A 25,578-nucleotide genomic window follows, 5' to 3' on the forward strand; every position below is an offset into this window, starting at 1 on the left:
CTGAACGGGAAGAGAGCGTGTGGTCTTTAGTAGCGCTCGGGGACGAGCATGGTCTCGGGGGTGGGTTCGCGTTCATAATCCGGATGAAACACGCGCTCCGGGAGAATCACCTCTGTACGGCTGACGGGCTCATAAGGCACGAGAGACAGGAAATGGGCGATGCAGTTCAGGCGCGCGCGTTTCTTGTCAACGGCGGGGACGACCCACCATGGCGCTTCGGGGATGCTGGAGCGTTCCAACATGACTTCCTTGGCCAGCGTGTAGCTCTCCCAACGACGGCGGCTTTCAAGATCCATCGGGCTGAGTTTCCACTGCTTCAGCGGGTCTTCGATCCGGGCGCGGAAACGGGATTCCTGTTCTTCGTCCGTAATTGAAAACCAGAATTTTATGACCCGGATGCCACTCCGGACCAGCATGCGCTCGAACTCAGGAACGGAGCGGAAGAATTCTTCATATTCTTCGTCTGTGCAGAACCCCATGACGCGTTCAACGCCAGCACGGTTGTACCAGCTGCGGTCAAAGAGAACGATTTCGCCCGCGGCGGGAAGGTGGGCCGCATAACGCTGGAAATACCATTGTGTACGCTCGCGGTCATTCGGTGCCGGAAGCGCTGCGACGCGGCAGATCCGTGGGTTCAGACGTTGGGTAATACGCTTGATCGCACCACCTTTTCCAGCAGCGTCCCGACCTTCAAAGAGGACCACAATACGCTCGCCGCTGGCCTTGACCCAGTCCTGCAGCTTGATGAGTTCACCCTGAAGGCGGATCAGTTCGCGGAAATAGGTACGACGGAACTCACGGTCAGCAGGATCGAGACCTTCGCCTTCGTTTTCTTCCAGAGAGAGCTCGAATTCTTCATCCAGATCATCGATGATTTCGTAGCGCATGCGCGCCCGAGCCTGTTCGTCTGGCGAGAGACCGCCGAAATCGTTGTCCTGCGTCATGAATGGGTTCCTTTGTCACCGGCTTTACAGGCCGTGAACAGAACCTTATCGGGCAAAGCGGATCTGAAGTTTGAAACTTAATTGAAATCACAGAGCGGATTTTTAAAAAGACGTGGTCATGTTCAGACCCAGAACGGCTCCCCGTGATGCGGAGGCAGCACCTTTTGCCGGTTCCTGACCGCCCAGATTCCAGAAATACTGGAAATCCGGCTGGAGGGTGACGTAATCGCGGACCGGAATCTGCCATGTCAGCTCGATATGATTTTCTGGCACCAGAAGTCTGGCCGTACTGTCTGAAAGACGAATGACGTCCCGCGCGTTTTCTTTGGCGCGATGACTGAAAAATCCTGTTCCCCAGCCAATTCCAATGACGTCGTTGGGGCGGGACGGAACAAACCCCTGAAAGGTCAGTCCGGCTTCCACCTCTGCTGTAAGACGGTTTCTGGTGCCGCTGGCCATGGTGGTGCGTACAAAAGCATTGATGGCCTTGACCGGATCGCCGATGGTTCGCCAGAGCGCCTGATCAAGAACGATATATCCCAGCCAGGTCCCGGAGTGGTAGAAGGGCGTACCGGTGCTGTCAGGGCTGCCCAGAAGGCCGCCCTGACTGTCAAAACGCGGGTCCGGAAAGCGCCCTGTGTCGTATAGGCCGCCAATCTTCCAGGTTCCTGGAAGGGCGGGTGCATCCTTTCCCGAGAGACTCTGTGCTGCATCGACCCAGAGCTGGGCTTCTCCCATGAAAAGGGTTCCGCCTCTCGTGGAAAAAGTGGTCCCTGATGGGTCGATCCGTGTCGCGCTGAGAGTGCTGTAGAAGGGGCCTCGGGTTGGATTGTCATCCGTGATGGCGAGCATGAGAACGAGCGGATAGGCGGGGGACCATTTGATCCGTGTTCCGACAGCGGAAAACGGCCATGAAGGGCCACCGGAATAGAGATTGCTGGACGTTGAAAGTGGCCAGCCGAAACTTCCATTCAGGAACAGGGATGCGTTCTGGCTGACCAGGAATTCGGTATCCAGATCGATCGTTCCGACGCGGATGTCCAGTCGGTTTCCAAAAAAACCCTGCCCGTACCAGAGTTCAAACAGGCGTGTCGTCCGGCCTGCGTCATAACCACTGACCGGGTTGAGGGAGCCAAGACGTTCTCCGGCCAGAGATCGTCCCCGGACCTGAATGGCGCTGATATTGAACAGCCCGTCATGCCATCCAAAGGCCCGGCGGGTCTCTAGCAGAAGACTGGCAGCCGTCATGCCGTCATAGGTCGGACCGGGATGCTGGCCACCAGAGGCGAGGCCCCAGATTTCCTCGACATCCTGAAGGTTGAACCGGATTCCTTTTCGGCCCAGCCAGGATCTTGCGCCGCCGACATCCCCGAGAAGTTCGGTACCCGCATCTTCAGGAGGCAGGACGAATCCCGGTGCCGGTGAGGGTAGGGGAACGCCCGAGGGTAGCACATCTGTAACGAGCGGAGCGGTTGCGGCCTGTGCGGTTCCGATCAGTGAGACCAGAGCGAGCCATGCGCTCGTCAGTCGCAGGAGCGAAGGAGAACGTCCTTCGGACATGCTGATATCCCGTCAGACAGATGCGGGGAGGGTGAACGCCGGAAAAACCGGATCGAACGTTCCGGCAGGGCTGAAGACATGCAGAGATCGGCAATGATCCGGAACGCGGTCTGGCAAGACGGTTCCCCTTCCCTGAGGGCGTGGACTGTCCGGACCATTCACAGGACGGGGAGGGGGAAGTGAAGTGAAGTTATTATGACGTGGCAGAGTTCAGGGCCAGTCAGACAGGACCCTGTCTTTTACGCTCGTGGGGAGTGGCACGTAATCCAGATCCCGCGTCACGTCATCGCCCTGTTTCAGGCCGTATCTGAAAAATGTTTTTGTGGCGGCGGCTGCCGTTTTGTCTGCCGGATGGACAGGAACCAGAACGAAAGTTGCGCTCATGATTGGCCAGGCCTGCGGCGCCGGGGCCTGAAGAAGATTCACGGCGTAATGGTCAGCGTGCAACCAGTCTGCGCTGGTGGCGGCACTGGTGAACGACGCTTTTTCCGGCGCGACGAACTGCCCCGCATGGTTTTTTAGCCGGACGGTATTGAGCCTGTTCTGGCGCGCAAACGCATATCCCACAAAGCCGATGCCCCCGATGGACTGACGCACGCTGGCCGCGACCCCGTCATTCCCCCGCGCTTCTGGGCCATCACCCCACATCCCGGCTTTCCAGTCAGGTGCGACGTCATGCAGATAATCCGCAAAAACATGGCTGGTGCCAGAGGCTTCCTCGCGGTGGATAGGGAGCACATCCAGATCCGGCAGACGCAGGCCGGGATTTAGCGCTCGGAGATGCGGATCGGCCCAAGACGTGATCGTGCCGTCAAACAGCGCAGCGAGTGTTGGTCCGTCCAGTTTCATCTGGTTGGAAGCAATGCCGGGGACATTGATAATCACTACGATCGCACCTAGTGCAGTCGGGAACTGGTAGAGACCGTTTGCATCCAGCAAGGCGTCCGCAAGAGGGAGATCTGATGCTCCGAAATCTGCACCAGAAGTCATGACGAGCTTTTGCCCCGCACCGGAACCGACGCTTTGATAGGTCAGAGACAGGCCAGTCTGGTGGTGAAAACCTTTCCCCCATCCCCGATAAAGCGGGGCAGCAAAGCTGGACCCGCCCCCGGTGAGATCAGCCGAATAGGCCGTCCCGCAGAGAAGAATTGCAAGAACGCCTACCATGTAGCGCATGGCCCGTTTGCCCTGATGCAACATGCTCAACCCTGTTCCGGTTTGTGTCCCGGTTTTTCTATCACTTCGGTCAAGCGCGTGGCCATGTCTGTCTATGGGATCAGGCGTCGATATCGTCCAGATAATCGGCCGACGGAACAAAGAACAGCGAGCCCGTGACGGGACGACTGTAATCCAGCAGGCGATCGTAATTTCCTGCCGGTTTGCCGACGAACATGTTGTGCAGCATTTCCTCCGTAACGGACGGGGAGCGGGCATAGCCGATGAAATAGGTGCCGAACTCCCCCTTCCCAGCCTCGCCGAACGGCATGTTGTCGCGCAGGATATCGACCTGCTTGCCGTTGCGCGTCACGACGTTCAGAGCGTTGTGGGCGTAAGCGGGCTTTGTTTTGTCATCGAGTTCGACATTGGACAGCTTTTTGCGCCCGATGATCTTTTCCTGCATCTCGACGGGCAGGGTGTTCCAGGCGTCGAGATCGTGGAAATATTTCTGGGTGATGACGTAGCTGCCGCCTTTGAAAGCTGCGTCTTCATCGCCGATGATGGCGGCCTCACAGGCTGCGGCATTTTCTGGGTTTTCCGTACCGTCCACGAAGCCGATCAGGTCCCGGTCGTCGAAATATTTGAAGCCGTGGACTTCATCCACCACCGTGCAGACGGCACGCAGGCGCTCCATGACCAGCTTGGCCATTTCGAAGCACATGTCCATGCGGGTGGCGCGGATATGGAACAGCATGTCACCGGGTGTGGAGACGGCGTGATGGACGCCTTTGATTTCCTGAAACGGGTGCAGTTCCTGTGGACGCGGGCCCGGAAAAAGGCGGTCCCATGCGCTCGATCCGAAACCCAGAACACAGGAAAGCTGACCGTTCAGATCCCGGAAGCCGACCGTGCGGCGCAGGCCTGAAAGATCCGCACAGAGGCTGCGAATGGTGTTTTCCGCATCCGTGCCGGGATTGATGTTCAGGACAAGGAAAATGGCGGCGCGCGTCAGGGGGGCGGCAACGGGCTGGGGCGTGGCGTCGGACATGAAAGCAGTCTTTTCATCAGCGGAGAAGAAATGGTGCCCTCGTTGATAGCGTGCCCGGCGTCTGGAGAACAGGTTACGAAAACAGGTAAAGCCCGTTTTGAAATACAGTTCGCGTGCAGTAATGTCCGGCCACAAACGGAAAAAGGTCATCATGGACAGCAATTTGAAATGCCCGGTCTGCGGGTGCGAACATGTTTATCCGGACGGTGCGCTGTGGATGTGCCCGGAATGTGCGCATGAGTGGAACCCGGCCGAAACGGCAGCAGAACATGGCGCGGCGTCCGGCGAGATCCGTGACGCCAACGGCAATGTTCTGGCGGATGGCGATACGGTTACGGTCATCAAAGACCTGAAAATCAAGGGCTCGTCCATGGTCGTCAAGGGCGGGACCAAGGTGAAGAACATCCGTCTGTCGGACGGCGGAGACGGGCATGATATCGCCTGCAAGATTGCCGGAATCGGGGCGATGAACCTGAAATCCGAGTTCGTCAGGAAGGCCTGATGGACAGCGCCGGGCCGTCCAGAATATCGTGGGCGGCTTTGAGCGCCGTATGTAACTCGGGATAGATATTCCCTGCCCCGAGGGCAGGTGTGATGTGATGGCGGTCCATGTCTGAACGCAGATAGACGCTCACCCGTCCGAAAATCAGTGCAATCCCGCGCTGCTGGAGTTGCGCGATCAGGTCTCGCAGGTCGGCGGCGGCGGAATAGTCGATGTCCGTGACGGGGCTGGCATCGAGGACGACACAGCGGACCGGGTGCGGCGCGTGGTCCACCAGAGCCAGAAGGTCCTGCCGAAAGCGCGTCGAGTTGGCGTAGAACAGATCCGCACAGAACCTGAAGACGATGAGGCCCGGAGCCGTTTCCAGCCCGTTCTTCGCAGGCAGGGCTTCCAGAATTCCTGTGCCTGCGGCCTGCTGCAGGACCATCGTATGCGGCTCGTAGCTGTGTCGGACATGGCGAAACAGCGAGAGCGCGATAGCGAGGAAAATACCTTCCTCGACACCCACCCCCACGACAACGGCGGCGGTCGTCATGGCCAGCCAGAACTCGCCCGGACTTTCCTGCCGGATTGCGCTCAGACTCTTGAGGTCAATCATTCCGATGGCGACGGTAAAAACGATCCCGGCCAGAACACAACGGGGCAGAGCCTCCAGCGGGTGCGTCAGAAACAGCAGAACCGTGAGCGTCACGCAGGCGAACGTCACCTGTGCGACCTGACTACGCGCACCGGAACGCACCGCCATGGCGGTCTGGGTGGGGCTGCCATTGACGGTGAAGGTGCCGCTCAGACCGGCGGCAATATTTGCGGCGGACAGCCCCAGAAGGTCGCGGTTCTCATCGACGGTTTCATGAAACAGCTCTCCGAAGACCCGGGACGTGGCTGCACTCTGTGCGATGATGACGAACACACACGACGCCGCCACGGGCAGGAGGGCCAGGCAGTCGTTCCATGAGACGCCAGGCAGGCCGAAACGCGGTAACCCGCCCGCGACATGGCCCAGTGTGGGAACGCCGTGATGTGGCAGGTTCAGTCCCATGCTCAGCGCGATGCTCCCGATGACGACACAGAGCCCCGTTGGCAGATGCGGCGCAAGGCGCTGTCCGGTCATGAGAATGCCAACCGTGAAAGCGGAAAGAGCGGCGACCATAAGGTTGGCCTGCGGGATCTGACGAAGCGTGTCGTAAGCCTGAAGCAACGGGTTATGCGTGCTGACGGACACGCCCAGCATATCGTGCAGCATGGCGATGCAGACCTGTACGCCCACACCGGCTAGAAACCCGGTGAGAACGGTACGGGACAGGAAATCCGCCAGAAATCCCAGCCGGAAGACCCGCGCCACAAGCAGGAGAGCTGCGCAGAGCAGTGCCGTCATGCTGACGAGTGCCATGTAATGCGGGCTGCCCTGCGGCGCCATCTTGCCGATGGCACTTGAGAAAATAGCCGCCGTTGCGGAATCGGCCGCCACGACCAGATGCCGGGAGGACCCAAAGGCTGCGAACGCCACAAGCGGCAGCAGGACCGTATAAAGCCCTGTAACGGCGGGCATGGCCGCGATGCGCGTATAGCCCAGCACCTGCGGAATATTTACTGAAGCCAGCGAGAGTCCTGCGATGATATCCGTCCATTTCCGGCGGAGGGCTGTGGGTTGGGGCTGTGCTGACATGAGGCGTATTTTAGGCCTGTGGTTCGGATCTGTCTTCACAATGTTCCGCAGGAGGTTGGGTCCCGCTCGAAAATGGCTCATGATCTGTCAGAACGAGGATGGATTTTTCGTCCATCAGGCAAAAGGAGCAGGATCATGACCCAGAGAGTAGCGCTCGTTACAGGTGGATCGCGTGGCATCGGTGCGGCTATTGCGCTGAAGCTGGCGCAGGATGGATTTGATATCGCCATTACTTACGCCCGCAATGAAAAGGCCGCGCAGAAAATTGTCGGCGAAGTCGAAGCGCTGGGACGTCGCGCCGTTGCAGTGCAGGCCGATGGTGGCAGCGCTGACGGCAATATCGCGGCGATTACAAAGACGCATGAGGCGTTTGGGCGTCTGGACGCGCTGGTGTGCAATGCAGGCATCTACCCCTATGGCCCGATCGCCCAGATGAGTGTCGCGCAGATCGAAGATGTTCTGAACCTCAACCTGCGCGCGGCAATGATTGAGACGGTCGAGGCTCTGAAATACATGAAAGCGGGTGGTCGCCTGATTTATATCGGCTCGGCCTTTGGCGAGCGCGCACCGTTCCAGGGCATTTCGCTCTATGCCGCCACGAAAGCCGGTCTGATCGGGTTTGCAAAGGGTGTGGCGCGGGATCTCGGACCGCAGGGCATTACGGCGAATGTCGTTGAGCCCGGCCCGATCGCGACAGATCTCAATCCCGAGGACGGTCAAGGGGCTGCCGTCATCCGCAGCTTCACGGCCACGGAATCCTACGGCAAGGTCAATGACATTGCCCGCACGGTGTCCTTCCTCGCCAGCCCTGATGCTTCTTACATCACCGGCGCGTCCATTCTGGTGGATGGCGGCCTCGTCGCCTGAGACCGGAGACAGACTTCATGCCCATGTCCGTCACGATCTACGGAATCCCCAACTGCGATACGATGCGCAAGGCACGCTCATGGCTAGCCGAGCATGGGGTTGCGACTACTTTCCATGACTATCGCAAAGACGGTGTTCCGCAGGCGCGGCTGGAAAGCTGGGTGGCGAAACTGGGTTGGGAAAAGCTCCTGAACCGTTCGGGAACGACGTTTCGCAAGCTCCCGCCCGAGCTTCGGGAATCTCTGGATACAGACCGGGCTCTGGCGCTCATGCTGGAACATCCCGCCATGATACGGCGTCCCGTGCTGGAAGGGCCGGAGGTGCTGCTGGTCGGGTTCCGTGCCGACGACTACGCGGCTGCTCTGTCCGGCTCTAGTGATCCAGACCAAGCGCCCTGATCTTGCGGTGCAGTGTGGCGCGGCTCACGCCTAAAAGACGTGCGGCCGCGCTTACATTTCCACGGACCGTTCCAAGGGCGGAGCGGATAACCTGCGCCTCCGCCCGCCGGAAATTCGGCTCTTCCTGACTGTCAAGCAGAGGCAGGAGCGCCGGAAGTCCGGACAATTCGCCTTTCGGCCAGTTCATATGCTGGCGGCTGGCGTGTGTGGCCCCACGAATATGACCGTCCCGATCCAGCGCAATCAACATTGTCGAGGACGATGTTGATGGTCCGAGAGTCAGGATCATGTCCTCCCGGAAGCGGTCGTGAAACAGTTTCTCCTCCACGCGCCGGGCCGTTGTCTGGAGGGCATCCATCAGAAGCGGCGCAGCAGGCAGCACGTTTTCGGCCACGAATGAGCTGATATCGATGGCCCCTGCGAGATCCCCGATGGAATTGTAAACAGGCACCGCCATGCCGGTCAGTTTGCGGAAGCACAGACGCCAGTGCTGGTCGTGAACGACCATGACCGGGCGTTCCTCACGCAGGCAGGTGCCGATCGCATTCGTTCCGGCGTTGGCCTCATTCCAGACTGCGCCTGCCTGAAAACGCCATCGCCGACAGCCGCTCAGATTGCTGCGCTGGGTGTGGCGCGAGAGGACGACGCCGGTGGGGTCAGCCAGCATGACCGTGAAATCCAGAGGGTCCACCAGCGTATGCAGACGCTGCATTTCGGGGAGTGCACTTTGGATCAGGCGCTGCGTGCGGCCGCTGACAAAGCGTAGTTCAGGCTGGCTGAGGACCTGTGTTTCCCAGCGTTCGGACGGATCCAGATTGTAGTTTGTGGAGCATCTCGCCCAAGAATCCGACAGGCATGTCCGGGCTGTGGCCGTGGTCATCGTGCCGCCCGCACGGTGGGATACGACACCCGGTGCCGAAAACCTGTCGCAATTCTGCGACAGGTGCGTCGCAGACAGTCACAATCGGGTGAGGGTGCAACCATACAGGATAGCCTGTTGAGGAGACATTCAGGAATGACGGCTTCTGGAAAAGGCGAAGCGTTGCGTATCGGGTGTGTTTCTTCGCAGGCCATCGGTAACGCAACACTCCTTTCTTTTCCGGTTCAGTGCTGTGGGTCGGATGGGACACAGGCATGAAAGCCGGAGCTTTTGCAAGCGCCGGTTATTGCCGCTCCTGACGTACGAACAGAGCTGTCCCGTCCGTCACAGCCATGACGGAGCGCCAACGATATCGCGTTCCGCCGATGATCAGGAAAGACAAATCATTTCAGAGAGAATGGTTTTCGTTTTTCGCAAGAACGAGGTGTCATGTCTGCTTCACTCCAGAGGGTAATGTCTCCATTAACCTCTATCCTGCTCGCAGTTGTCGGGCTTTTCCTGCTGGGAGGGGGAGGATATCTCCTCGTTCTCGGTGGTTCGTGGTTCTATGCCCTTATGGGGCTCGTGATGCTTGCTGCGGCGGGTGTCAGCTTCCGCAATCCGCTGCTGGGTGCGCGTCTGTACGCTGTGCTTCTGCTGGTGGCGACCATCTGGTCCGTGTTTGAAGTCGGGTTCGACATCTGGGGTCTGGAAGTCCGTCTCTTCACGCTCGTCGGTATCGCGGCCTGGATGCTGCTGCCATGGGTGTGGCGGACCGGTCAGACCTGGGTTTCGGACAAGCGCGAGCTTCTCGGCTCGGCCGTTATTGCGATGGTTGCGATTATCGCAAGCTGCTTCACGTCCTACTCCATCAACGGTACGCTCCCGGCCGACCGTATGACCGCGACCAACCAGTCCGACCTGACGGCAAAGGATACGCCCGATGCCGACTGGCCGGCCTATGGCCGTACGGTGGGTGGAGACCGCTACAGCCCGCTGGCTCAGATCACGCCTGCGAATGTCAGCAACCTCAAGCGCGCCTGGGTGACCCGCACAGGTGACGTTCAGAAGGCGGATGAAGGTGTTGTCGCCGGACCGGATCAGGGCCACGAGTTCAACCTTGAAGTCACCCCCATCAAGGTCGATGACACGCTCTATCTCTGCACGCCGCATAACTGGGTCATGGCTCTTGACGCCAAGACCGGTAAGGTGAAGTGGAAGTTCGATCCCAAGCCTGCTGCCGAGGATCTGGCTGCCAACGTCTATCTGGCCTGCCGTGGCGTGTCCTACTACAAGGCGCCGGACGACTATACGGCTCCGGACGGCTCCAAGGCCTGCCAGAAGCGCATTTTCTCCCCGGTCGGTGACGTCCGCCTGCTGGCTGTTGATGCTGAAACCGGCAAGCCCTGCGAAGATTTCGGCGAGCATGGTTTTATTTCCCTGCGCCAGTATCTCGGCCATGTGCCGCATGGCTTCCACTTCGTGACGTCTCCGCCGCTGGTGGTGAAGGATCGCGTGGTTCTGGGCGGCTGGATTTTCGACAACCAGGCGAATTTCGAGCCCTCCGGCGCAATCCGTGCGTTCAATCCGATCAACGGTGAGATCGAATGGGCTTGGGATGCCGGTCACAACCCGGAAAACTGGAAGCCCGGCCCGAACGACGAGCTGACGCGTGACACCCCGAACGCATGGGGCGTTTACACGGCTGACCCGGAACTTGGCCTGCTGTACCTGCCGATGGGCAATGCGCCGCCGGACAACTGGGGTGGTTCGCGCCGTTCGTTCGACGACGCCACGTCCAGCGCCACGATTGCTCTTGATATCGAGACGGGTGAACGCCGCTGGACCTTCCAGACCGTGCATCACGATCTGTGGGATATGGATCTGGCTATCGGACCGTCCATGGTCGATCTGCCCGGCCCGAATGGTGAAAACATTCCTGCTCTGATCCAGAGCACGAAGCGCGGTGAGTTCTTCGTTCTGGACCGTCGCACCGGTAAGCCGGTTCCGGGCTATCCGGTCGAGGAACGCCCTGTTCCGACCGCGGGTGTTGCAGCGGATGACCATGTCTCCCCGACGCAGCCTTTCGCTGTCGGTCTGCCGTCCCTGACGCCGCCGGACCTGAAGGAAAGCGACATGTGGGGCGCGACGCTGCTGGATCAGATGATCTGCCGCATCCAGTTCCGTCAGTCCGCTTACGAAGGTCAGTTCACGCCGCCGCATGTTGGCAAGACGACGATCGTCTATCCGGCATTCTATGGCGTGGTGGACTGGCAGGGCGCATCCATCGATCCGCAGCGTAAACTGCTGATAGCCAATGCGAGCTACCTGCCGTTCCGGATCCGTCTGGAAAAGCGTCAGAAGGCCGAAAACGCTGGCATTCTGCCGAAGTGGAACGGTCAGGGCGACAAGCCGGAAGCCAAGGGCGACGCGCTGAGCGTGTCTCCGGATTACGGCACGCCGTACATCGCCTATACCAGCCCGTGGCTGAACCCGCTTCAGATCCCCTGCAAGGGACCGGTCTGGGGCAAGATCACAGCCATCGATCTGGTGACGAAGAAAATCGTCTGGCAGCACCCCGTCGGCACCACGCGCGACACGGGTCCTTTCCGGACGCATAACAACCTTCCGCTTCCGACCGGTATGTACAACATCGGCGGCAGCGTCCTGACCAAGGGCGGCGTCTCCTTCATGGGAGCAACGGCCGACGATTACCTGCGCGGTTTCGACATGTCGAACGGCAAGGTCATCTGGCAGGACCGTCTGCCTGCAGGCGGACAGGCAACACCGATGTCCTATCAAATTGATGGGAAGCAGTATGTTGTGATCGCCGCAGGTGGTCATGGGGGCCTTGGCACCCGCAGCGGTGATTATATCATCGCCTACAGCCTGAACGGAGACCAGAGCACAGCCGCGCACTGATCTTTCGGTCAAGGATGGAGCGTGTCCCTGTAAGGACACGCTCCACACTCCCGCTCAATCTCTATGGAAATTCATGTCATGCGTCGCAAATTCACGCTCGGAGTGCGCCTTGGTGCCCTGACAGCCTGGTTGCCTGCTGTTGCTCTCGTTCCGGGCTTTGCCGCTCATGGCGCGGATATTCCCCTGGCCATCATCGGGCCGCACGAATACGACCTGCCGGTGGATTTCAAGCCGTTCAACGTCGTCGTGCAGTATGGCGACGGCAATGCTGCCGGTTCGGTCTATGACAGCGGCGGTCAGCGCCGGGCGCATGGCGGCAGCCATACCTGGAGCGGTATGACGAAATATGTGCATTTCCGCAGTTTCGACGCCATCCCGCATGTCAGCTTCGCCTTCGAGTTGATCCAGTCCGAAGCCTATACGCTGGCCAACGGACAGAATTGGGGCGGTCTGGGGACGACGATCGTCGGCCCGGCGGCGTGGTTCAAGCCCAATAAGCACAGCACGCTCGGCATCCAGACCTTTATGGAAACTCCGTCAGGGACGCGGGATGCCACGGCGATGCATTACTGGGCGAACCTGTCGAGTATCATTTTCGATTACGAATGGAAGCATTTCAGCTTCGATGGCGATCTGGGCAGCGTCGTGAGTTCGACCAAACACCGTAACGGTGAGCATAGCTATTCGCCCGGCAACGTGTTTTACACGAACCTGCGTTTCAGCTGGAAAGCCACGTCACGTTTCGAGCCGTTCTTTTCGCTCGACTGGCAGAACAGCGGCGGTATGCACGACAACACATCCAACCTCTGGGTCGCCAATTCGAGCAGCCGCGAAACGGCGCTTGGCGTCGGTGCGATGTTCTATATCACCAAACGCCTGTCATTCACGCCCCGCTATTCCCATTCGGTCGAAGGACGGAACGTGCCGGAAACAAACGCCTATTACATGAAGATCGCCTATCTTTTCTAACCTTCAGGCCGCCGCCTTCGGCCGAAAACGCGCCGTGGTGATGTCGCAGTCATACTGTGCGGCGGTTTCGCAGGGATTGCTGGCGAGTTCGTTGACGGCCTCCAGAATACGCTCGACCTTGGCGTCATCCATCAGCACGCTGAAATTCAGGCGTGTCCAGCCCGGCTTTTCAATTTCCTGACCGGACAGAATGGCGCCACGGATCTGGTCCGATTCAGTCTCGTCGATCCCCAGAAGACGGTGCGCATAAGGCCCCGCACACGCACAACCGCCCCGGACCTGAATGCCGTAACGGTCTGACAGCATGCGTGTGAAAAGCTGCTGATGGATAAATACGTTGTTTTTTACATCGCGGATACGGAACGAAAAGATCGGGAGTGCGTCGGCGGTCGGGTGCCCCAGAATTTCGATGGCGGGATTGCCGCTCCAAGCTTTCACAGCCCGGGCACGCAGTTCCGCATTGCGCTGCGCCATATAGGCGTCGCCAATGACGTCCTTGACGATGAAGGCCAGCGCTGCTCGGATGTCCCCGATCACGTTCGGCGTGCCACTTTCCTCACGGGAAGCGAGATTGGCGGAATAGTCGTGGTTCCACGGTGAGACGAACCGTACGGTGCCGCCGCCCGGAAGAACAGGCAATGTGCGCGAGATTGCGGCATTCCGCACGATCAGAATGCCCGAAGCCGCAGGGCCACCGATGAATTTGTGGCAGGAAACGACAACCGCATCTTTCTCGAACGGCGTTCCGGGCTGCATGTCGATCGCGCAGTACGGTCCTGCTCCGGCATAATCCCAGATGGACAGGGCGTTATTCTGTTTGAGCAGGGCCGTGACAGCGTTCACATCCGTCAGAATACCCGTGACGTTGGAGGCGGCTGAAAAGGAACCAATTTTCAGACGGTCTGCCGGGCAGGATTTCAGTGCCCGTTCCAGAACATGCAGGTCGGGGCCACCTTCGGTCGCTTCGGGAATTTCCACAATTTCCGCACCGCTTTCGCGCCAGGGCAGGATGTTGGAGTGATGCTCATAGGGGCCGATGAAAACGATCGGCTGCTTTCCCGCATCACACAGAGCCGGAATCTCCAGCAGATGCACCAGACGGTTCAGTCCTGCTGTCGCACCATTCCCCATGAAAATGGTCGTGAAATCGGAGGAGGGGGCTTGGCACAGTCGCGAGATGGTCGCACGGGCACTGCTTCGCAGGCGCGTCATGTAGGCGCCGCAGAAGGAGGCTTCGGTGTGGCTGTTGGCATAGAACGGCAGGATTTCGTCCATGATGAACGTCTCGATCTGCTTCAGCGCACGTCCTGAGGCAACATAATCGGCGTAAAGAAGGGACTGCGTACCGAACGGCGTCGAGAACTTGGCACCATCACCGATCACGCCCTTGGCGAGTGCTGACAGTCCGTTGCTGCGCAGGGACTGCTCGAACAGTTCGAGAATGGCAGTGCTGTTATCGAGATTGCCGATCGTTTCCATAGCGCGATGTTCTTTCCCTGCGTGATGAAGGTAACGATAGACCGATGGAATGCGCGAAAACCGACTCTTTTTTGAGGATGAAAAATCATTTTTGTGGTCATATGATGCGATATGGCCAGAAAACTCGATCAAACGGACAGGGCGATCCTGAGAATCCTCCAGAAACAGGGTACGCCCTCGCAGCGTGAACTCGCCGAGAAGGTTGGGTTATCGCAGAATGCCTGCTGGCGGCGCCTGAATGCCCTGCGCGAGGATGGCGTGATCACTCACGATACGGTCCGTCTGAATGCAGCCGCGTTGGGCCTGACATTGACGGTGTTCGTGCTGATGCGGACGCGCCACCATTCGCGCGAATGGTTTGAGACATTCCGTAAGGTTGTCGGTTCGATCCCGAACATAGTTGATTTTTATCGGATCGCGGGCGAATACGATTATCTTCTGAAGGTGGTGGCCTGTGACATGAACGATTTCGATCGTGTGTATCAGCAGATCATCAGCAAGGTGGAACTCGATGCCATCACGTCATACATGACCATGGAAACCCTGGCGGACAACAGGGATCTTCCGGTCTGAAACGTCTCTCCCGTCCACAGCAGGAAGTCTTTTTGTCCATGAGTCAGCCCGACCAGCTCGCCCACAGTCTGCGTACGCGCCATGTCGTCATGATCGCCCTTGGTGGTGTGATCGGGGCCGGATATTTTATTGGGGCGTCCGCAGCGCTCTCGCTGGGTGGCCCTGCCGTTCTGCTCTCTTATGCGCTGGCCGGAACGCTGGTCTTTCTGGTCAATCTGATGATGCGCGATCTGGCGCTGAAAGTGCCGGGACGGGCCTCATTTCTGGGACAAATCCAGTATGCGCTAGGAGAGCGGGCAGCCTTTGTCGCAGGCTGGGCGTACTGGCTGACATGGATTATTGCGATTGCCGTGGAAGTCATTGCGGTCGCGACAATGCTCGCTCCCTATATTCCGCTGCCTTATGCCGTCATTGAGGTGCTCATCATGGCCCTGATGACAGGCGTGAACCTCATGTCCGTCAAAGGGTACGGAGAATTCGAATACTGGTTTTCGGCCATCAAGGTTCTGGCGATTGTCTGCTTCATCGGGATCGGCGTCTGGGCGCTGCTGAGCCGCCCTGTTCCGGTGCATGAAAACCTGTTTGCACATGGTGGTCTGCTGCCGCATGGCTGGCTGGCACTGCTGGCAGTCATTCCGACCATCCTGTTCTCCATGGGCGGCAGTGAGATTTCCACCGTCGCAGCCGTTGAATCTGACAATACGGAGCAGAATATCGTCCGCGCCACGCGCTCCATCGCGCTGCGGATCGGCGGGTTCTATATCGTCTCGATCGCGCTGGTCCTTTGTCTGGTGCCGTGGAGCGATGTCGTGCCGGGCTATTCGCCGTTCCTGCTGGTGCTGCACCGTCTGCATGTGCCGTTCGCGGACGTGGCTCTTGCGATCGTGGTGATGACGGCGGCGCTGTCCAGCCTCAATTCCGGGATCTATGTGACGTCGCGCATTCTGTATGAACTGGCGGAATCCGGGTCTGCACCAGGGCTGTTCCTGACGGTCGATACCTCTTCGAAACTTCCCCGCCGGGCCATTCTGGTAAGTGCGCTGGCCTCCATTCTCGTCGCAGCCGTGGCCGTGCTGTCGCCGACGCTGATCTTTGGACTGCTCGTCAGTCTGACGGGCGGCTTCATGGTGTTTAACAATACCATGATCGTGGCCGGCCGTCTGAAACTGGTGCGGGAGTCTGCCTGGAAGGCCTACGCGGCTCTGGTGCTGATTGCCTGCACCCTGATCGCCATGCTGATCCAGCCCGAAACGCGCTCACAGATCATTCTCGGGGCCGGCGCCCTCCTGCTGATCTTCGCCGCAGAACGCTTTGTTCCGCGTCGTCAGCCCGACTGATGATTTAGTAAGGCACTCCCAGATCCCGGTCGTTGATTTTTTCAAAGACCGGTTTCGGTGTGTCGTGAAACGTCTGGAGTGAAAATTTCCGGTAACTGATATCCTTGTAGCCCCGAACGAACATCACCCCGTCGCTTAGGTCGGAGAGTGCTGTCCAGACGGTGTATTCAGAAACCGTTTTTCCGGATTCCTTCTGTGTTTCGCCGCCAAGCGTATCGGTGGTAATGTTTTTCATGCGATCAAACCGGTTCATGATATGCGCCAGAATGTTGATCGCATCTCCTGATGACTGGGCCACGGGTGCATAGCTGGTGTAGTAAACGCCACGAATGAAACGCCCGACAGAGGTGTCTGACGATGGCAGATCAGAGGCCGCAATCCCGCTATCCGGCTGGACGACTTTCATGCTTCCCAGAGTAGCCGCAGATCTGTCCTGATTGGTCAGCTGCGTATAATTATTCAGGTTCTGGAGATGCCACGGAAAATCCGGCCCGTTTGTCATGATCTTTGTTGGATTGTCATAGACATGGAATTTTCCATTAAGCGTTTCGACGACGATGCTTCCGCCGTTTTTATCGTAAAACGCAAAATGAAAAGGCGATTTCACACCGCCCAGTCTGGCTAGAACGGGAGACCAGAAATGCCCATTGTCAACGGCTTTCCGGACCTCATCCACGGTGGCGAAATTGGCCAATGCCCATTCCCCGAGCGATGTTACAGGAATGGATTCCCGGTAGCCTGACTCCGCCAGTGGATTGAGGGTGGCGTCCGGCACCATATTGGCGCTGAAAGATAGGCCCGCCCCATTCATACCCTCAAGCATGTTGTGGTCGTCACCGTCATCATAGACGGGCGTGGTAATCGCCAGAATGGGATAGAAAGACTTGTAATGCGCTCCGGCAGTGCCGTTCGGCGCTTTTTTTTGGAACGCCGTCTGTGCGGGATAAAAAGTCACCCATGACGGCAGATCTTCAGGAAGCTCCAATGTGCGTCCATGAAAAACATGGCCTTTGTTATCCGTAATCGCCAGACTTGAGCAGGCCTGCCCGATGGTAGGGAATAAAAGGACAGAGGACAGCATCATACTGGAAAGAGGCGTTATTTTCATTGGGTTAGTCCTAAAAATCGTATTTGACAATTTTTTGCGTGGATAATTCAGAATTTTTTATCTTCATTAAAGACGATATATTTATCAGGAAGTTTCTTAACTTGGAGTAAAGTCACACTATGAGCCATGGGATGGGACTTCTAGAATAATGCTCTCTGTGCCGGGCTTCCGGGGATGCTCGCTCCAAAATCCCGCTCGATCCAACGTCGGAGCACGAGCAGGATCTGTTCCTGCTGCTCGGGCGTCAGGGGTTTGCCCGGCCCCATGCCGTGCCATTTCGACAGACAACTGCGGCAACAGGCCCCCGTCGCATGCTGGGCGATAAACACCGGATGACCGCGCATGGGGGTCTGCTTCCCGTCGCGTGGTGGGTGTGCTGGGGCGAGGCGCTCGGCGATGAAGGCCGCTCCATGACCCATGACAACATCAAGGCCCCGGCTTTCCAGATAGAGTCGGGCCTGATCGTCCAGATGAAAGCGTGAGCGGAAACGGGATTGGGCGAGGCGTTTGAAGAGATCTTCGGGGTCAAAACGGCTCACTGATCCACAACCTTCTGAAAAACAGGCAAAAAATCGCGTGAGAGGGCGCTAGCCCCCTGTAAGAACATTTGTTCTTTCTCCATATGGTGACGGATGGACGCTTTTCCGAGACGCTCCCGCTCATCGTCCGGGGCAGGAGACACCACAACACTGACGGTTCTCTCTCCGCTACAGGTGCAAGACCTGTTCTCCGCGCGGCTGGAGGAAATCTGTGCGGCTTTCGACGAGTGGGGCTTTCCGCTGATCGTGGCGGGACAGCTTGGCGATGCTGCGCCCAATTCCTACCCGAAATATTACCAGCTTCCGCTCACCGACCCGCAGTTCGGGACCACCCTGTCGCTGGAAGTGCAGAAATCCGTTTTGGTACGGGCCGGTGTCGGTCCCGGCGATCATGTCCATGTGACCGGTATGCTGCGGGCGCGGCAATATCGGGGGCAGGTCGTCCTGCGTTTCGAGGTCGTGGCCGTTGAACTTCACGACCCAGCCCGCCAGAAGGTCGAGCGTGTTGAGCGATCCATACTCGATGTTCTGCGCGGACTGCCCTGCGCCTCTCACTCTTATCCAACCCGCCCTGAGGCGCGACTGCTGCTGATCCACTCGGCAGCATCCAGTGCACTGGTGGCCGAGGATTTTCTTCAGGCGCTGGGCGGAGCGTGGCGCCCGGAGCGTGTGAGAAGTCTGCCCACAGCCATGAACGATCCCGGCCGTCTGGCGGAAGCGATCGGCACCTGTCGTGAAGAGATCGTTGTTCTGATCCGCGGGGGCGGGGATGCTTCGGATTTCGTCGTGTTTGAAAACCCGCAAGTGATGGAAGCGCTGGCCGTCTGTCCGGCGCATCGGGTTCTGGGGCTGGGGCATACAGCCAATCGCACTCTGGCTGAACGTGTCGTGGACCATGCAGCCACCACGCCCGCCGATGCCGGACACTATATCCGGCGTATGAGCGGCCGGATCTGGCAGGAACAGGAAGAAGCCCGTGCGCAGCAGGAAGAAATGGCCGCACTTCGGGACAGCGTGGCGCTGAATGTCGTGCCGGAACGGGCACCCATCGCAGCGCGCCTGCGTAGTGGGCTGATATTGCTTGCGATTGGCTTGGCGCTGGGTCTGCTACTGACCCGGCTACTCTGATCTGTCAGGCTGTCGTAGATTTTGTTTTAACGGCAAAATACATTGCCGACATACGCATACGTAAAATACATGTCGAAATGATTTGCTCGTGGAGCGGGAATTTCTGTAATAAAGACTGTTTCAGCAAAAGTGAAAGCAGTGTTGGACAATGCGATGACGGCTTTTGAGAAAAATTCCGGCCGCCACGAATTATGCCATTTGAAATAACGATACTGTCGAAAATGCATCGCTATTTCAGTCAGGTTTTTAAGGCACTAACTCGTGGCGTGTTCTTTCTCTCGCTATCCTCAGCGCACGTCCACGCGGACGAAGGGTTTTGTGGCCGAAGGGTCAGTCATGGCGTGCATTTCGATCTGGATGGACTGAGCTCCTGCCTTTTCGATATGCGCTGCTACACCGGCCGCCAGATGGTCGGTCACGTCCGTCAGAGCCTGTGCCTGTGCGTCCGGCGTCGGCTGGGACGGGGCGAAAGCTTGCACGACAAACAGGACGTTCGCCTTGCGGGACAGGGCGGCTTTCGCAGCACGTTCGACGATGGGGCCGTATTCGGATTCCGGCGTTCCTTCTGAAATCGACAGGAATGGAGCATGCGGCGGGGGCGCTGGTGGTGCAGGCGGGATATAAGGGTGAGGAGGTCTGCCCGCGTTCGGATTGAATGTACGCTGATCCAGCAGTTTGCACCCCGACAGCAAAGGCGCAGCCAGAAGCAGCCCTCCCATCAGGAGTGCAGAATGCGGAACAAAACCCCGCTGCGAACGGAAATGTCGGACGAATGGTGCCATATCGCGCGGAACCGTCGCAGGAACGGAGGGTTTGAGCAAGATTATAGAGTCAACTTCATGAAAAACTGTTGATGCCCCCTGTCGCTCTGCTGTGGCGGTGCTATGGAATATGTCCGAGTTTTCAAAGAGCGGAGTAGGGCAGGTCATGGCTGTAAAAATCGCGATCAACGGCTTCGGACGGATCGGACGGCTGGTGCTGCGTGGCATCATCGAGAGCGGGCGCACGGATGTCGAAGTGGTCGCCATCAACGATCTGGGGTCTGTTGAGGCCAATGCACATCTGCTGGCCTATGACAGCACGCACGGCCGTCTTCCGGGCACGGTCCGCGCCGAAGGCAACAGCCTGATCATCGAAGCAAATGGTCGCACCTATGGCCCGATCACGGTGTCTGCCGAGCGTAATCCGGCACAGGTCCCGTTCCAGGGCGTCGATGTGGCGATGGAATGTACGGGTCTGTTCACGTCCCGCGAAAAGGCTGCTGCCCTGCTTGAAGCCGGTGCAAAACGCGTCGTCATTTCCGCTCCGGCTACGGACGTCGATGCGACGATCGTGTTTGGTGTGAACAACGACGTCCTGACACCGGACATGAAGATCATCTCCAATGCGTCCTGCACCACGAACTGCCTCGCGCCCGTGGCCTCCGTTCTGGACAAGGCCTTTGGGATCGAATGTGGTTACATGGTCACGATCCATTCCTACACGGGCGACCAGCGCACGGTGGACACCCTGCACAAGGACCCGCGCCGCGCCCGTGCCGCCGCCCTGAACATGATCCCGACCTCTACGGGTGCTGCCAAGGCTGTCGGTCTGGTTCTGCCGCACCTGAAGGGCAAGCTGGACGGAACCTCCATTCGCGTTCCGACGCCGAATGTCTCGGTTGTCTCGTTGGATTTCGTCCCGACACGCGCTCCGGCTTCTGCCGAGGCCGTCAACGAAGCCATTCGTGCCGCTTCGCTCGAAGGCTCCCTGAAGGGTATCCTCGAATACAACACGGCACCGCTCGTCAGCTCCGACTTCAACCATGACAAGGCGTCCTCGATCTTCGACGCGACGCAGACGGTCCTTGTCGATGGCGGCAAGATGGTGCGTGTTTGCTCCTGGTACGACAACGAGTGGGGCTTCTCCAACCGTATGGCTGACACGGCCGCCCTGTTCGGGAGCCTTTGAGTGATGGCCTTCCGCACCCTTGATGGTGTGGACGCACGCGGCAAGCGCGTGCTGGTCCGCGCCGACCTCAACGTTCCGATGCATGACGGCGTCATCACCGATGACACCCGCCTGCAACGGGTTGCGCCCACGATCCGCGAACTGGCCGACAAAGGCGCGCGCGTCGTGGTGTTCAGCCATTTCGACCGTCCGAAAGGGCAGGTCGTCCCGGCTCTGTCGCTGCGGCCGATCGCGCTGAAACTCGGTCAGATCCTCGGCCAGCCGGTCGGCTTTGTGGCTGAATGCGTCGGTCCGACCGTGGAAGCCGCGGTCGGCACGATGGCAGACGGAGATATCATCGTTCTCGAAAACACACGCTTTCATGCGGGTGAAGAAGCCAATGACCCGGCATTCGCCAAGGCTCTGGCACAGAACGGGGACATTTTCGTCAACGATGCGTTCTCTGCCGCACACCGCGCCCATGCCTCGACCGAAGGTGTGGCTCACGACCTGCCGTCTTTTGCCGGTCGCCTGATGCAGGCTGAACTGGGCGCGCTGTCGGCCGCTCTGGAAAATCCGGAGCGGCCCGTCGGTGCGATCATCGGTGGCTCCAAGATTTCGACGAAGCTTGAGTTGATCGGGAACGTCATCGAGAAGGTGGACACGTTGTTCATCACGGGCGCGATGGCCAACACGTTCCTTGCGGCTGAAGGCATGAATGTGGGCAAGTCCCTGCAGGAAGCCGACATGCACGAGACGGCGCGTAAAATCGCGCATCTCGCGCAGGAAAAGGGTTGCGAGATCATCCTGCCCGTCGATGCAGTTGTGGCGCGCGAGTTCAAGGCCAATGTCCCGACCGAGATCTGCCTTATCGGTGAAGTTCCGGACGATGCGATGATCCTTGATGCCGGTCCACGTACGGTCGCGCTGATCCGCGAACGTCTGGACACGCTCAAGACGCTGGTCTGGAATGGTCCGCTCGGTGCATTCGAGATCGCGCCTTTCGATAAGGCAACCGTCGATGTTGCACAGTATGCCGCGCAGCTTACGGAAGAGGGCAAGCTCAAGACGATCGCCGGTGGCGGTGATACGGTCTCGGCTCTGCGTCATGCCGGTGTCGTGGACAAGATGACCTATGTCTCCACGGCTGGCGGGGCTTTTCTTGAGTGGCTGGAAGGCAAAATCCTGCCGGGGATCGAAGTTCTGCGCTCTGCGGGCCACGATCTGGGGCTCACCTGAACAAAAAGCCGGGGAGGGTAACCTTCCCGGCTTTTTTTATGGAAATAAAGGCGATGCCGAAAAGAGCGCTGTCAGTCTGTCTTCTCTTATGCGCTCTTGCAGGCTGTCAGGCTTACGATCAGCCCCCGACAGCGCCCGCACCGCCGTCTATGGGAGAATCCATCCGCAGCGGGCGTCCAGCGGGGATGCTTCTGTCTCCGTCAAAGCCTGACCAGACGCCCTATTTCTGAAATTTTGGACTGGTGTCGGACAGGCATGGATTAATCAGTCTTTCACAAAAAAAGCCCCTCAGGATATCCCGACGGGCTTTTTTTGTGGTGTGTGCCTTCAGGCCTGGAGTCCGTTTTCGCGGCGGCGCAGTTCCACTTCCGCAGCCATGGCTTTCTGGAGCTTTTCCATGGCACGGGCTTCGATCTGACGGATACGCTCGCGTGAGACGTTGTAGTGATGGGACAGCTCTTCCAAGGTGGAAGGTTCTTCCTTCAGACGACGTTCGCTCAGGATATGACGCTCACGCTCGTTCAGAGTCATCATGGCCTGATCCAGAAGCGCCTTACGACCAGTGAACTCTTCAGATGCGGCGTAGGTCTGTTCCTGATTCTCGTGATCGTCCACGAGCCAGTCCTGCCATTCGCCTTCGCCATCAATGCGCAGCGGTGCGTTCAGACTGTGGTCCGGTGCGGCCAGACGCTGGTTCATGGACATGACGTCCTGTTCCGGCACACCCAGAGTGGTCGCGATGGAGTTAACCTGCTCCGGCTTCAGATCGCCGTCATCGATCGCCTGCATCTGTCCTTTCAGACGACGCAGATTGAAGAACAGCTTCTTCTGTGAAGCGGTCGTGCCGATTTTCACCAGAGACCAGCTATGCAGAATGTATTCCTGCATAGCGGCGCGGATCCACCACATGGCATAAGTGGCAAGGCGGAAGCCACGTTCCGGATCAAACCGGCGCACAGCCTGCATCATGCCGATATTGCCCTCGCTGATGAGTTCGTTCACCGGAAGGCCATAGCCACGATAGCCCATGGCAATTTTGGCTACGAGGCGCAGATGGGACGTGACAAGGCGGTGTGCCGCGCTCGTGTCCTCATTTTTGCGCCACTGGCGGGAGAGATCGAGTTCTTCCTGCGGCGTCAGCAGAGGGAACTTGCGGATTTCCTGAAGATAGCGGGTGAGATTGTTCTCTGGACCCACTGAAATGACGGCTGGGGATGCCATGGTCTTCGACTCCTTTCGCCCGGGGCTTAACCCGCATCCGGATGAGATGGAGACTCATACGGACCGGCGACGGGATAGTTCCGTCTGACCCAGGTGACGCATTGGGAAGGACTTTCACGTCCCCGACCGTCAGCCCCCGAACTGGGCGACCTCTGGTGGTACGATCCGTTCCGGCGGCGCGTCAGCTCGTCGGATAAGTTGTTTGTGACAGGCTTAGCCAAAAAAGTCAATGGCCTTTTAAGGTTTAGCCGATCAGTCTCTTTTTCAAGGTCTGGAAGTCTTCAGGGGGCGCAGTTTCGAACGAAAGCTGCTTTTTCGTCCGCGGATGGATGAATCCGAGTCGGGTCGCATGGAGCGCCTGACGGGGAAAATCGAGTGCCGCTTCCTTCGCATCCTGCGACAGACCGCGCGCCCCTGCGGGAATCCGGCGCAGATAGACCGGGTCGCCGAGCAGGGGGTGGCCTGCATTCGAAAGGTGAACACGGATCTGATGGGTGCGTCCAGTGGCAAGACGACATTCAATCAGGGAGACGGCAGCTTGATAGGGTTCGATCAGTTTGAACCGTGTGAGAGCCACCTTGCCGCCACTGCCCACGACCGCCATGCGTTTGCGATCCCGTTTGTCCCGGCCGATATTCCCGTCGAATTCGCCTTCAAGCGGCAGAAGCCCCCAGGAAAGTGCCAGATAGGCGCGGTCGATGTCACGGGCGGCGAAGGCCTCGGACAGGGCATTATGAACCATGGCCGTCTTGGCTACGACCATCAGGCCGGACGTGTCCTTGTCCAGACGATGGACGATACCGGGGCGCTTCTCCCCTCCGATTCCTTCGAAACCTTCTCCACAGTGGCCAAGCAGGGCGTTGACCAGCGTGCCCGTCTCGTTTCCGGGAGCAGGATGCGTGACGAGCCCCGCCTGTTTGTCGAGCACGATCAGGTCATCGTCCTCGTACAGGATGTTGAGCGGGATGTGCTCGGCGATGGGACGAGCCGGGGTCGGGGCCGGGAATGTCAACAGCAGTTCCATGCCGTCACGCAGCGTTTCCGCCGGTTCGCAGATCGTCTTTCCATTAATGGAAAGATTGTCACTTTCAATCAGGGCCTTGACCCGGGAGCGTGAAACCGTGCCGATGGCGTCCGCCAGCGCGCGGTCGGCTCTCTGGCCAGCCGTGGACGCATCGACAACAAGACGGAATGGGGAAGCAGGATCAGACATGACACAGGGTGTAGCCGAGGAAATGGCGAACAGCGAGTCGCAGACACCAAAAGCGCTTCTGGCCGCTGTAATTTTGATGGGCGTGCTGATTATCGCGGCCGTTTTCGGATTGATTGGCGTGATTGCCTACCGCTTCCTGCATCCGCGTCCGAGCATCACGGCAACTGTGCCGTTGGCTGAAGGAGGCTTTTCCCGTCTGGCGCTTCCGCTCGGTGCGGGCGAGCGCATTGCGGCCGTTACGGCGCGTCCTGACGGTCTGATGGCGGTGACACTGAGCGGCGCCGGAAGTGATCGTGTGCTGTTGTGGAACCCCGAGGCTGGAAAAATCGCCGCCGAACTGGATTTCGGAACCCCCGCACCGTCTTCGCTCTGACCGGTCTGAACCTGCCGTCGTGTTTCCGCGTTAAGGCGGCAGGATTTATGAAGGATCTCGGATAATGGGACGTCTGATTGATGCGGCCTTGGCCGTCGGTACGGTTTTTGGAGTGCAGTACGCCTCGCGCGAAATCAGCCCGGCGGACGATCCGTCCACGCGCCGATGGTACGATCGGCTGAACAAGCCGCATTTCAATCCGCCCGGCCCGGTTTACGGCGTGGTCTGGACGATTCTGGACGGTCTTCTGGCGTGGTCGGGATATCGGCTTCTGCGTGCCGAGAAATCCTGTTGCCGGACGGTAGCGCTGATTCTCTGGGCCGTGTGCGTCGCAGGTGTGGCAGGCTTTCCGTTCTTCGTGTTCCGCAAACGTCAGCTTGGAACGGGTCTGGCCATCTGCGTCGGCCTGATCATGACGTCAGGTGCTTCGATCTGCGCGGCGCACAAAGTGGACTGCAAAGCTGCCTCGATGCAGGTGCCGTTTTTTGCATGGCTGATCTTCGCGACCTGCATTCATGAAGAGATCTGGCGTACGAACTGAAAATA

Annotated in this window: 25 protein-coding genes; 13 read left to right on the forward strand and 12 right to left on the reverse strand. The window is 58.7% G+C overall.

All coding sequences use genetic code 11. The features are described from left to right. Positions 1–26: 26 nt before the first annotated feature. The 4 genes from ppk2 to ABDK74_RS11585 form a co-directional block, all read right to left on the reverse strand. On the reverse strand, positions 27–944 hold the full coding sequence (gene ppk2 / locus ABDK74_RS11570) for a polyphosphate kinase 2 (protein WP_194255289.1): 918 nt from the start codon (positions 942–944) through the stop codon (positions 27–29). 102 nt (positions 945–1,046) lie between these two features. Further along, a complete protein-coding gene (locus tag ABDK74_RS11575) occupies positions 1,047–2,504 on the reverse strand; it encodes a carbohydrate porin (RefSeq protein WP_228121210.1) in 1,458 nt (485 codons plus the stop codon). Positions 2,505–2,714: 210 nt separating this feature from the next. Beyond that, positions 2,715–3,704: a phosphate ABC transporter substrate-binding protein PstS gene (gene pstS, locus ABDK74_RS11580; protein ID WP_346003908.1), complete on the reverse strand. Its 990-nt coding sequence runs from the start codon at positions 3,702–3,704 to the stop codon at positions 2,715–2,717. Between the two features lie 76 nt (positions 3,705–3,780). Next, on the reverse strand, positions 3,781–4,710 hold the full coding sequence (locus ABDK74_RS11585; protein ID WP_346003909.1) for a Dyp-type peroxidase: 930 nt from the start codon (positions 4,708–4,710) through the stop codon (positions 3,781–3,783). 151 nt (positions 4,711–4,861) lie between these two features. Here ABDK74_RS11585 and ABDK74_RS11590 point away from each other — a divergent pair, with 151 nt between their 5' ends. Beyond that, positions 4,862–5,212 carry a zinc ribbon domain-containing protein YjdM gene (locus ABDK74_RS11590; RefSeq protein WP_346003910.1) on the forward strand — a complete coding sequence of 117 codons (351 nt, stop codon included), beginning with the start codon at positions 4,862–4,864 and terminating at the stop codon, positions 5,210–5,212. Here ABDK74_RS11590 and ABDK74_RS11595 read toward each other — a convergent pair. Further along, on the reverse strand, positions 5,199–6,878 hold the full coding sequence (locus ABDK74_RS11595) for a SulP family inorganic anion transporter (protein WP_346003911.1): 1,680 nt from the start codon (positions 6,876–6,878) through the stop codon (positions 5,199–5,201). The two genes, ABDK74_RS11590 and ABDK74_RS11595, sit on opposite strands and share 14 nt — an antisense overlap. Before the next feature lie 135 nt (positions 6,879–7,013). Here ABDK74_RS11595 and ABDK74_RS11600 point away from each other — a divergent pair, with 135 nt between their 5' ends. Then, a complete protein-coding gene (locus tag ABDK74_RS11600; protein WP_346003912.1) occupies positions 7,014–7,745 on the forward strand; it encodes an SDR family oxidoreductase in 732 nt (243 codons plus the stop codon). A gap of 17 nt (positions 7,746–7,762) precedes the next feature. Continuing rightward, the gene (locus ABDK74_RS11605; RefSeq protein WP_346003913.1) at positions 7,763–8,143 is read left to right on the forward strand and encodes an ArsC family reductase; all 381 of its coding nucleotides are present in this window, start codon (positions 7,763–7,765) and stop codon (positions 8,141–8,143) included. Here the strand turns inward: ABDK74_RS11605 and ABDK74_RS11610 are convergent. After that, on the reverse strand, positions 8,118–9,023 hold the full coding sequence (locus ABDK74_RS11610) for a helix-turn-helix domain-containing protein (protein WP_346003914.1): 906 nt from the start codon (positions 9,021–9,023) through the stop codon (positions 8,118–8,120). The two genes, ABDK74_RS11605 and ABDK74_RS11610, sit on opposite strands and share 26 nt — an antisense overlap. 135 nt (positions 9,024–9,158) lie before the next feature. On the opposite strand from ABDK74_RS11610, the gene ABDK74_RS11615 reads away from it, so the two are divergent. From ABDK74_RS11615 to ABDK74_RS11625, 3 genes are all read left to right on the forward strand, one after another. After that, complete coding sequence (locus tag ABDK74_RS11615) at positions 9,159–9,281, forward strand: hypothetical protein (RefSeq protein WP_265588981.1); 123 nt, start codon at positions 9,159–9,161, stop codon at positions 9,279–9,281. A 171-nt stretch (positions 9,282–9,452) separates the two neighbouring features. After that, positions 9,453–11,924 carry a membrane-bound PQQ-dependent dehydrogenase, glucose/quinate/shikimate family gene (locus tag ABDK74_RS11620; RefSeq protein WP_346003915.1) on the forward strand — a complete coding sequence of 824 codons (2,472 nt, stop codon included), beginning with the start codon at positions 9,453–9,455 and terminating at the stop codon, positions 11,922–11,924. A gap of 78 nt (positions 11,925–12,002) precedes the next feature. Beyond that, positions 12,003–12,893: a transporter gene (locus tag ABDK74_RS11625; RefSeq protein ID WP_206034721.1), complete on the forward strand. Its 891-nt coding sequence runs from the start codon at positions 12,003–12,005 to the stop codon at positions 12,891–12,893. A gap of 3 nt (positions 12,894–12,896) precedes the next feature. Here ABDK74_RS11625 and ABDK74_RS11630 read toward each other — a convergent pair whose 3' ends face one another. Next, complete coding sequence (locus tag ABDK74_RS11630; RefSeq protein WP_346003916.1) at positions 12,897–14,372, reverse strand: aminotransferase class V-fold PLP-dependent enzyme; 1,476 nt, start codon at positions 14,370–14,372, stop codon at positions 12,897–12,899. Between the two features lie 111 nt (positions 14,373–14,483). Here ABDK74_RS11630 and ABDK74_RS11635 point away from each other — a divergent pair, with 111 nt between their 5' ends. Together ABDK74_RS11635 and ABDK74_RS11640 are read left to right on the forward strand one after the other, a co-directional pair. Beyond that, positions 14,484–14,945, forward strand: coding sequence for an Lrp/AsnC family transcriptional regulator (locus ABDK74_RS11635; protein ID WP_346003917.1), 462 nt, complete (start codon positions 14,484–14,486; stop codon positions 14,943–14,945). 38 nt (positions 14,946–14,983) lie between these two features. Continuing rightward, positions 14,984–16,282, forward strand: coding sequence for an amino acid permease (locus tag ABDK74_RS11640; RefSeq protein ID WP_346003918.1), 1,299 nt, complete (start codon positions 14,984–14,986; stop codon positions 16,280–16,282). 4 nt (positions 16,283–16,286) lie between these two features. On the opposite strand, the gene ABDK74_RS11645 is transcribed toward ABDK74_RS11640, so the two are convergent. After that, the gene (locus ABDK74_RS11645) at positions 16,287–17,390 is read right to left on the reverse strand and encodes a linear amide C-N hydrolase (RefSeq protein ID WP_346003919.1); all 1,104 of its coding nucleotides are present in this window, start codon (positions 17,388–17,390) and stop codon (positions 16,287–16,289) included. Between the two features lie 140 nt (positions 17,391–17,530). Then, positions 17,531–17,929 carry a DUF4186 domain-containing protein gene (locus ABDK74_RS11650; RefSeq protein WP_346003920.1) on the reverse strand — a complete coding sequence of 133 codons (399 nt, stop codon included), beginning with the start codon at positions 17,927–17,929 and terminating at the stop codon, positions 17,531–17,533. Positions 17,930–18,022: 93 nt separating this feature from the next. Between ABDK74_RS11650 and ABDK74_RS11655 the strand changes: the two genes are divergently transcribed. Continuing rightward, complete coding sequence (locus ABDK74_RS11655; protein WP_346003921.1) at positions 18,023–19,057, forward strand: exodeoxyribonuclease VII large subunit; 1,035 nt, start codon at positions 18,023–18,025, stop codon at positions 19,055–19,057. 287 nt (positions 19,058–19,344) lie between these two features. Here the strand turns inward: ABDK74_RS11655 and ABDK74_RS11660 are convergent, their stop codons facing one another. After that, positions 19,345–19,878 (reverse strand): hypothetical protein, encoded by a 534-nt coding sequence (locus ABDK74_RS11660; protein WP_228121212.1) that lies wholly within the window; start codon positions 19,876–19,878, stop codon positions 19,345–19,347. A 106-nt stretch (positions 19,879–19,984) separates the two neighbouring features. Between ABDK74_RS11660 and gap the strand changes: the two genes are divergently transcribed. Both gap and ABDK74_RS11670 read left to right on the forward strand, forming a co-directional pair. After that, positions 19,985–21,007 (forward strand): type I glyceraldehyde-3-phosphate dehydrogenase, encoded by a 1,023-nt coding sequence (gene gap / locus ABDK74_RS11665; protein ID WP_346003922.1) that lies wholly within the window; start codon positions 19,985–19,987, stop codon positions 21,005–21,007. 3 nt (positions 21,008–21,010) lie between these two features. Continuing rightward, positions 21,011–22,225 (forward strand): phosphoglycerate kinase, encoded by a 1,215-nt coding sequence (locus ABDK74_RS11670; protein WP_346003923.1) that lies wholly within the window; start codon positions 21,011–21,013, stop codon positions 22,223–22,225. A gap of 327 nt (positions 22,226–22,552) precedes the next feature. Here ABDK74_RS11670 and rpoH read toward each other — a convergent pair whose 3' ends face one another. Beyond that, on the reverse strand, positions 22,553–23,446 hold the full coding sequence (gene rpoH / locus ABDK74_RS11675) for an RNA polymerase sigma factor RpoH (RefSeq protein WP_346003924.1): 894 nt from the start codon (positions 23,444–23,446) through the stop codon (positions 22,553–22,555). A 244-nt stretch (positions 23,447–23,690) separates the two neighbouring features. Continuing rightward, on the reverse strand, positions 23,691–24,659 hold the full coding sequence (locus ABDK74_RS11680) for an RluA family pseudouridine synthase (RefSeq protein WP_346003925.1): 969 nt from the start codon (positions 24,657–24,659) through the stop codon (positions 23,691–23,693). Between ABDK74_RS11680 and ABDK74_RS11685 the strand changes: the two genes are divergently transcribed. Together ABDK74_RS11685 and ABDK74_RS11690 are read left to right on the forward strand one after the other, a co-directional pair. Continuing rightward, positions 24,658–25,032 carry a hypothetical protein gene (locus tag ABDK74_RS11685; protein ID WP_346003926.1) on the forward strand — a complete coding sequence of 125 codons (375 nt, stop codon included), beginning with the start codon at positions 24,658–24,660 and terminating at the stop codon, positions 25,030–25,032. The two genes, ABDK74_RS11680 and ABDK74_RS11685, sit on opposite strands and share 2 nt — an antisense overlap. 64 nt (positions 25,033–25,096) lie before the next feature. Then, the gene (locus ABDK74_RS11690) at positions 25,097–25,573 is read left to right on the forward strand and encodes a TspO/MBR family protein (RefSeq protein ID WP_346003927.1); all 477 of its coding nucleotides are present in this window, start codon (positions 25,097–25,099) and stop codon (positions 25,571–25,573) included. The last annotated feature ends 5 nt before the right edge of the window (positions 25,574–25,578 follow it).

Source organism: Gluconobacter sp. OJB (genome assembly GCF_039638275.1).
Lineage (GTDB): Bacteria > Pseudomonadota > Alphaproteobacteria > Acetobacterales > Acetobacteraceae > Gluconobacter > Gluconobacter cerevisiae.

Coding starts and splice junctions, on each gene's coding strand:
- ABDK74_RS11680 (WP_346003925.1), bottom strand. CDS start 24,659: ATGTCTGATCCTGCTTCCCCATTCCGTCTTGTTGTCGATGCGTCCACG.
- ABDK74_RS11620 (WP_346003915.1), top strand. CDS start 9,453: ATGTCTGCTTCACTCCAGAGGGTAATGTCTCCATTAACCTCTATCCTG.
- ABDK74_RS11590 (WP_346003910.1), top strand. CDS start 4,862: ATGGACAGCAATTTGAAATGCCCGGTCTGCGGGTGCGAACATGTTTAT.
- rpoH (WP_346003924.1), bottom strand. CDS start 23,446: ATGGCATCCCCAGCCGTCATTTCAGTGGGTCCAGAGAACAATCTCACC.
- ABDK74_RS11585 (WP_346003909.1), bottom strand. CDS start 4,710: ATGTCCGACGCCACGCCCCAGCCCGTTGCCGCCCCCCTGACGCGCGCC.
- ABDK74_RS11690 (WP_346003927.1), top strand. CDS start 25,097: ATGGGACGTCTGATTGATGCGGCCTTGGCCGTCGGTACGGTTTTTGGA.
- ABDK74_RS11600 (WP_346003912.1), top strand. CDS start 7,014: ATGACCCAGAGAGTAGCGCTCGTTACAGGTGGATCGCGTGGCATCGGT.
- ABDK74_RS11615 (WP_265588981.1), top strand. CDS start 9,159: ATGACGGCTTCTGGAAAAGGCGAAGCGTTGCGTATCGGGTGTGTTTCT.
- ABDK74_RS11610 (WP_346003914.1), bottom strand. CDS start 9,023: ATGACCACGGCCACAGCCCGGACATGCCTGTCGGATTCTTGGGCGAGA.
- ABDK74_RS11645 (WP_346003919.1), bottom strand. CDS start 17,390: ATGAAAATAACGCCTCTTTCCAGTATGATGCTGTCCTCTGTCCTTTTA.
- ABDK74_RS11655 (WP_346003921.1), top strand. CDS start 18,023: ATGGACGCTTTTCCGAGACGCTCCCGCTCATCGTCCGGGGCAGGAGAC.
- ABDK74_RS11625 (WP_206034721.1), top strand. CDS start 12,003: ATGCGTCGCAAATTCACGCTCGGAGTGCGCCTTGGTGCCCTGACAGCC.
- gap (WP_346003922.1), top strand. CDS start 19,985: ATGGCTGTAAAAATCGCGATCAACGGCTTCGGACGGATCGGACGGCTG.
- ABDK74_RS11575 (WP_228121210.1), bottom strand. CDS start 2,504: ATGTCCGAAGGACGTTCTCCTTCGCTCCTGCGACTGACGAGCGCATGG.
- ABDK74_RS11640 (WP_346003918.1), top strand. CDS start 14,984: ATGAGTCAGCCCGACCAGCTCGCCCACAGTCTGCGTACGCGCCATGTC.
- ABDK74_RS11595 (WP_346003911.1), bottom strand. CDS start 6,878: ATGTCAGCACAGCCCCAACCCACAGCCCTCCGCCGGAAATGGACGGAT.
- ABDK74_RS11605 (WP_346003913.1), top strand. CDS start 7,763: ATGCCCATGTCCGTCACGATCTACGGAATCCCCAACTGCGATACGATG.
- ABDK74_RS11635 (WP_346003917.1), top strand. CDS start 14,484: ATGGCCAGAAAACTCGATCAAACGGACAGGGCGATCCTGAGAATCCTC.
- ABDK74_RS11630 (WP_346003916.1), bottom strand. CDS start 14,372: ATGGAAACGATCGGCAATCTCGATAACAGCACTGCCATTCTCGAACTG.
- ABDK74_RS11685 (WP_346003926.1), top strand. CDS start 24,658: ATGACACAGGGTGTAGCCGAGGAAATGGCGAACAGCGAGTCGCAGACA.
- ppk2 (WP_194255289.1), bottom strand. CDS start 944: ATGACGCAGGACAACGATTTCGGCGGTCTCTCGCCAGACGAACAGGCT.
- pstS (WP_346003908.1), bottom strand. CDS start 3,704: ATGTTGCATCAGGGCAAACGGGCCATGCGCTACATGGTAGGCGTTCTT.
- ABDK74_RS11670 (WP_346003923.1), top strand. CDS start 21,011: ATGGCCTTCCGCACCCTTGATGGTGTGGACGCACGCGGCAAGCGCGTG.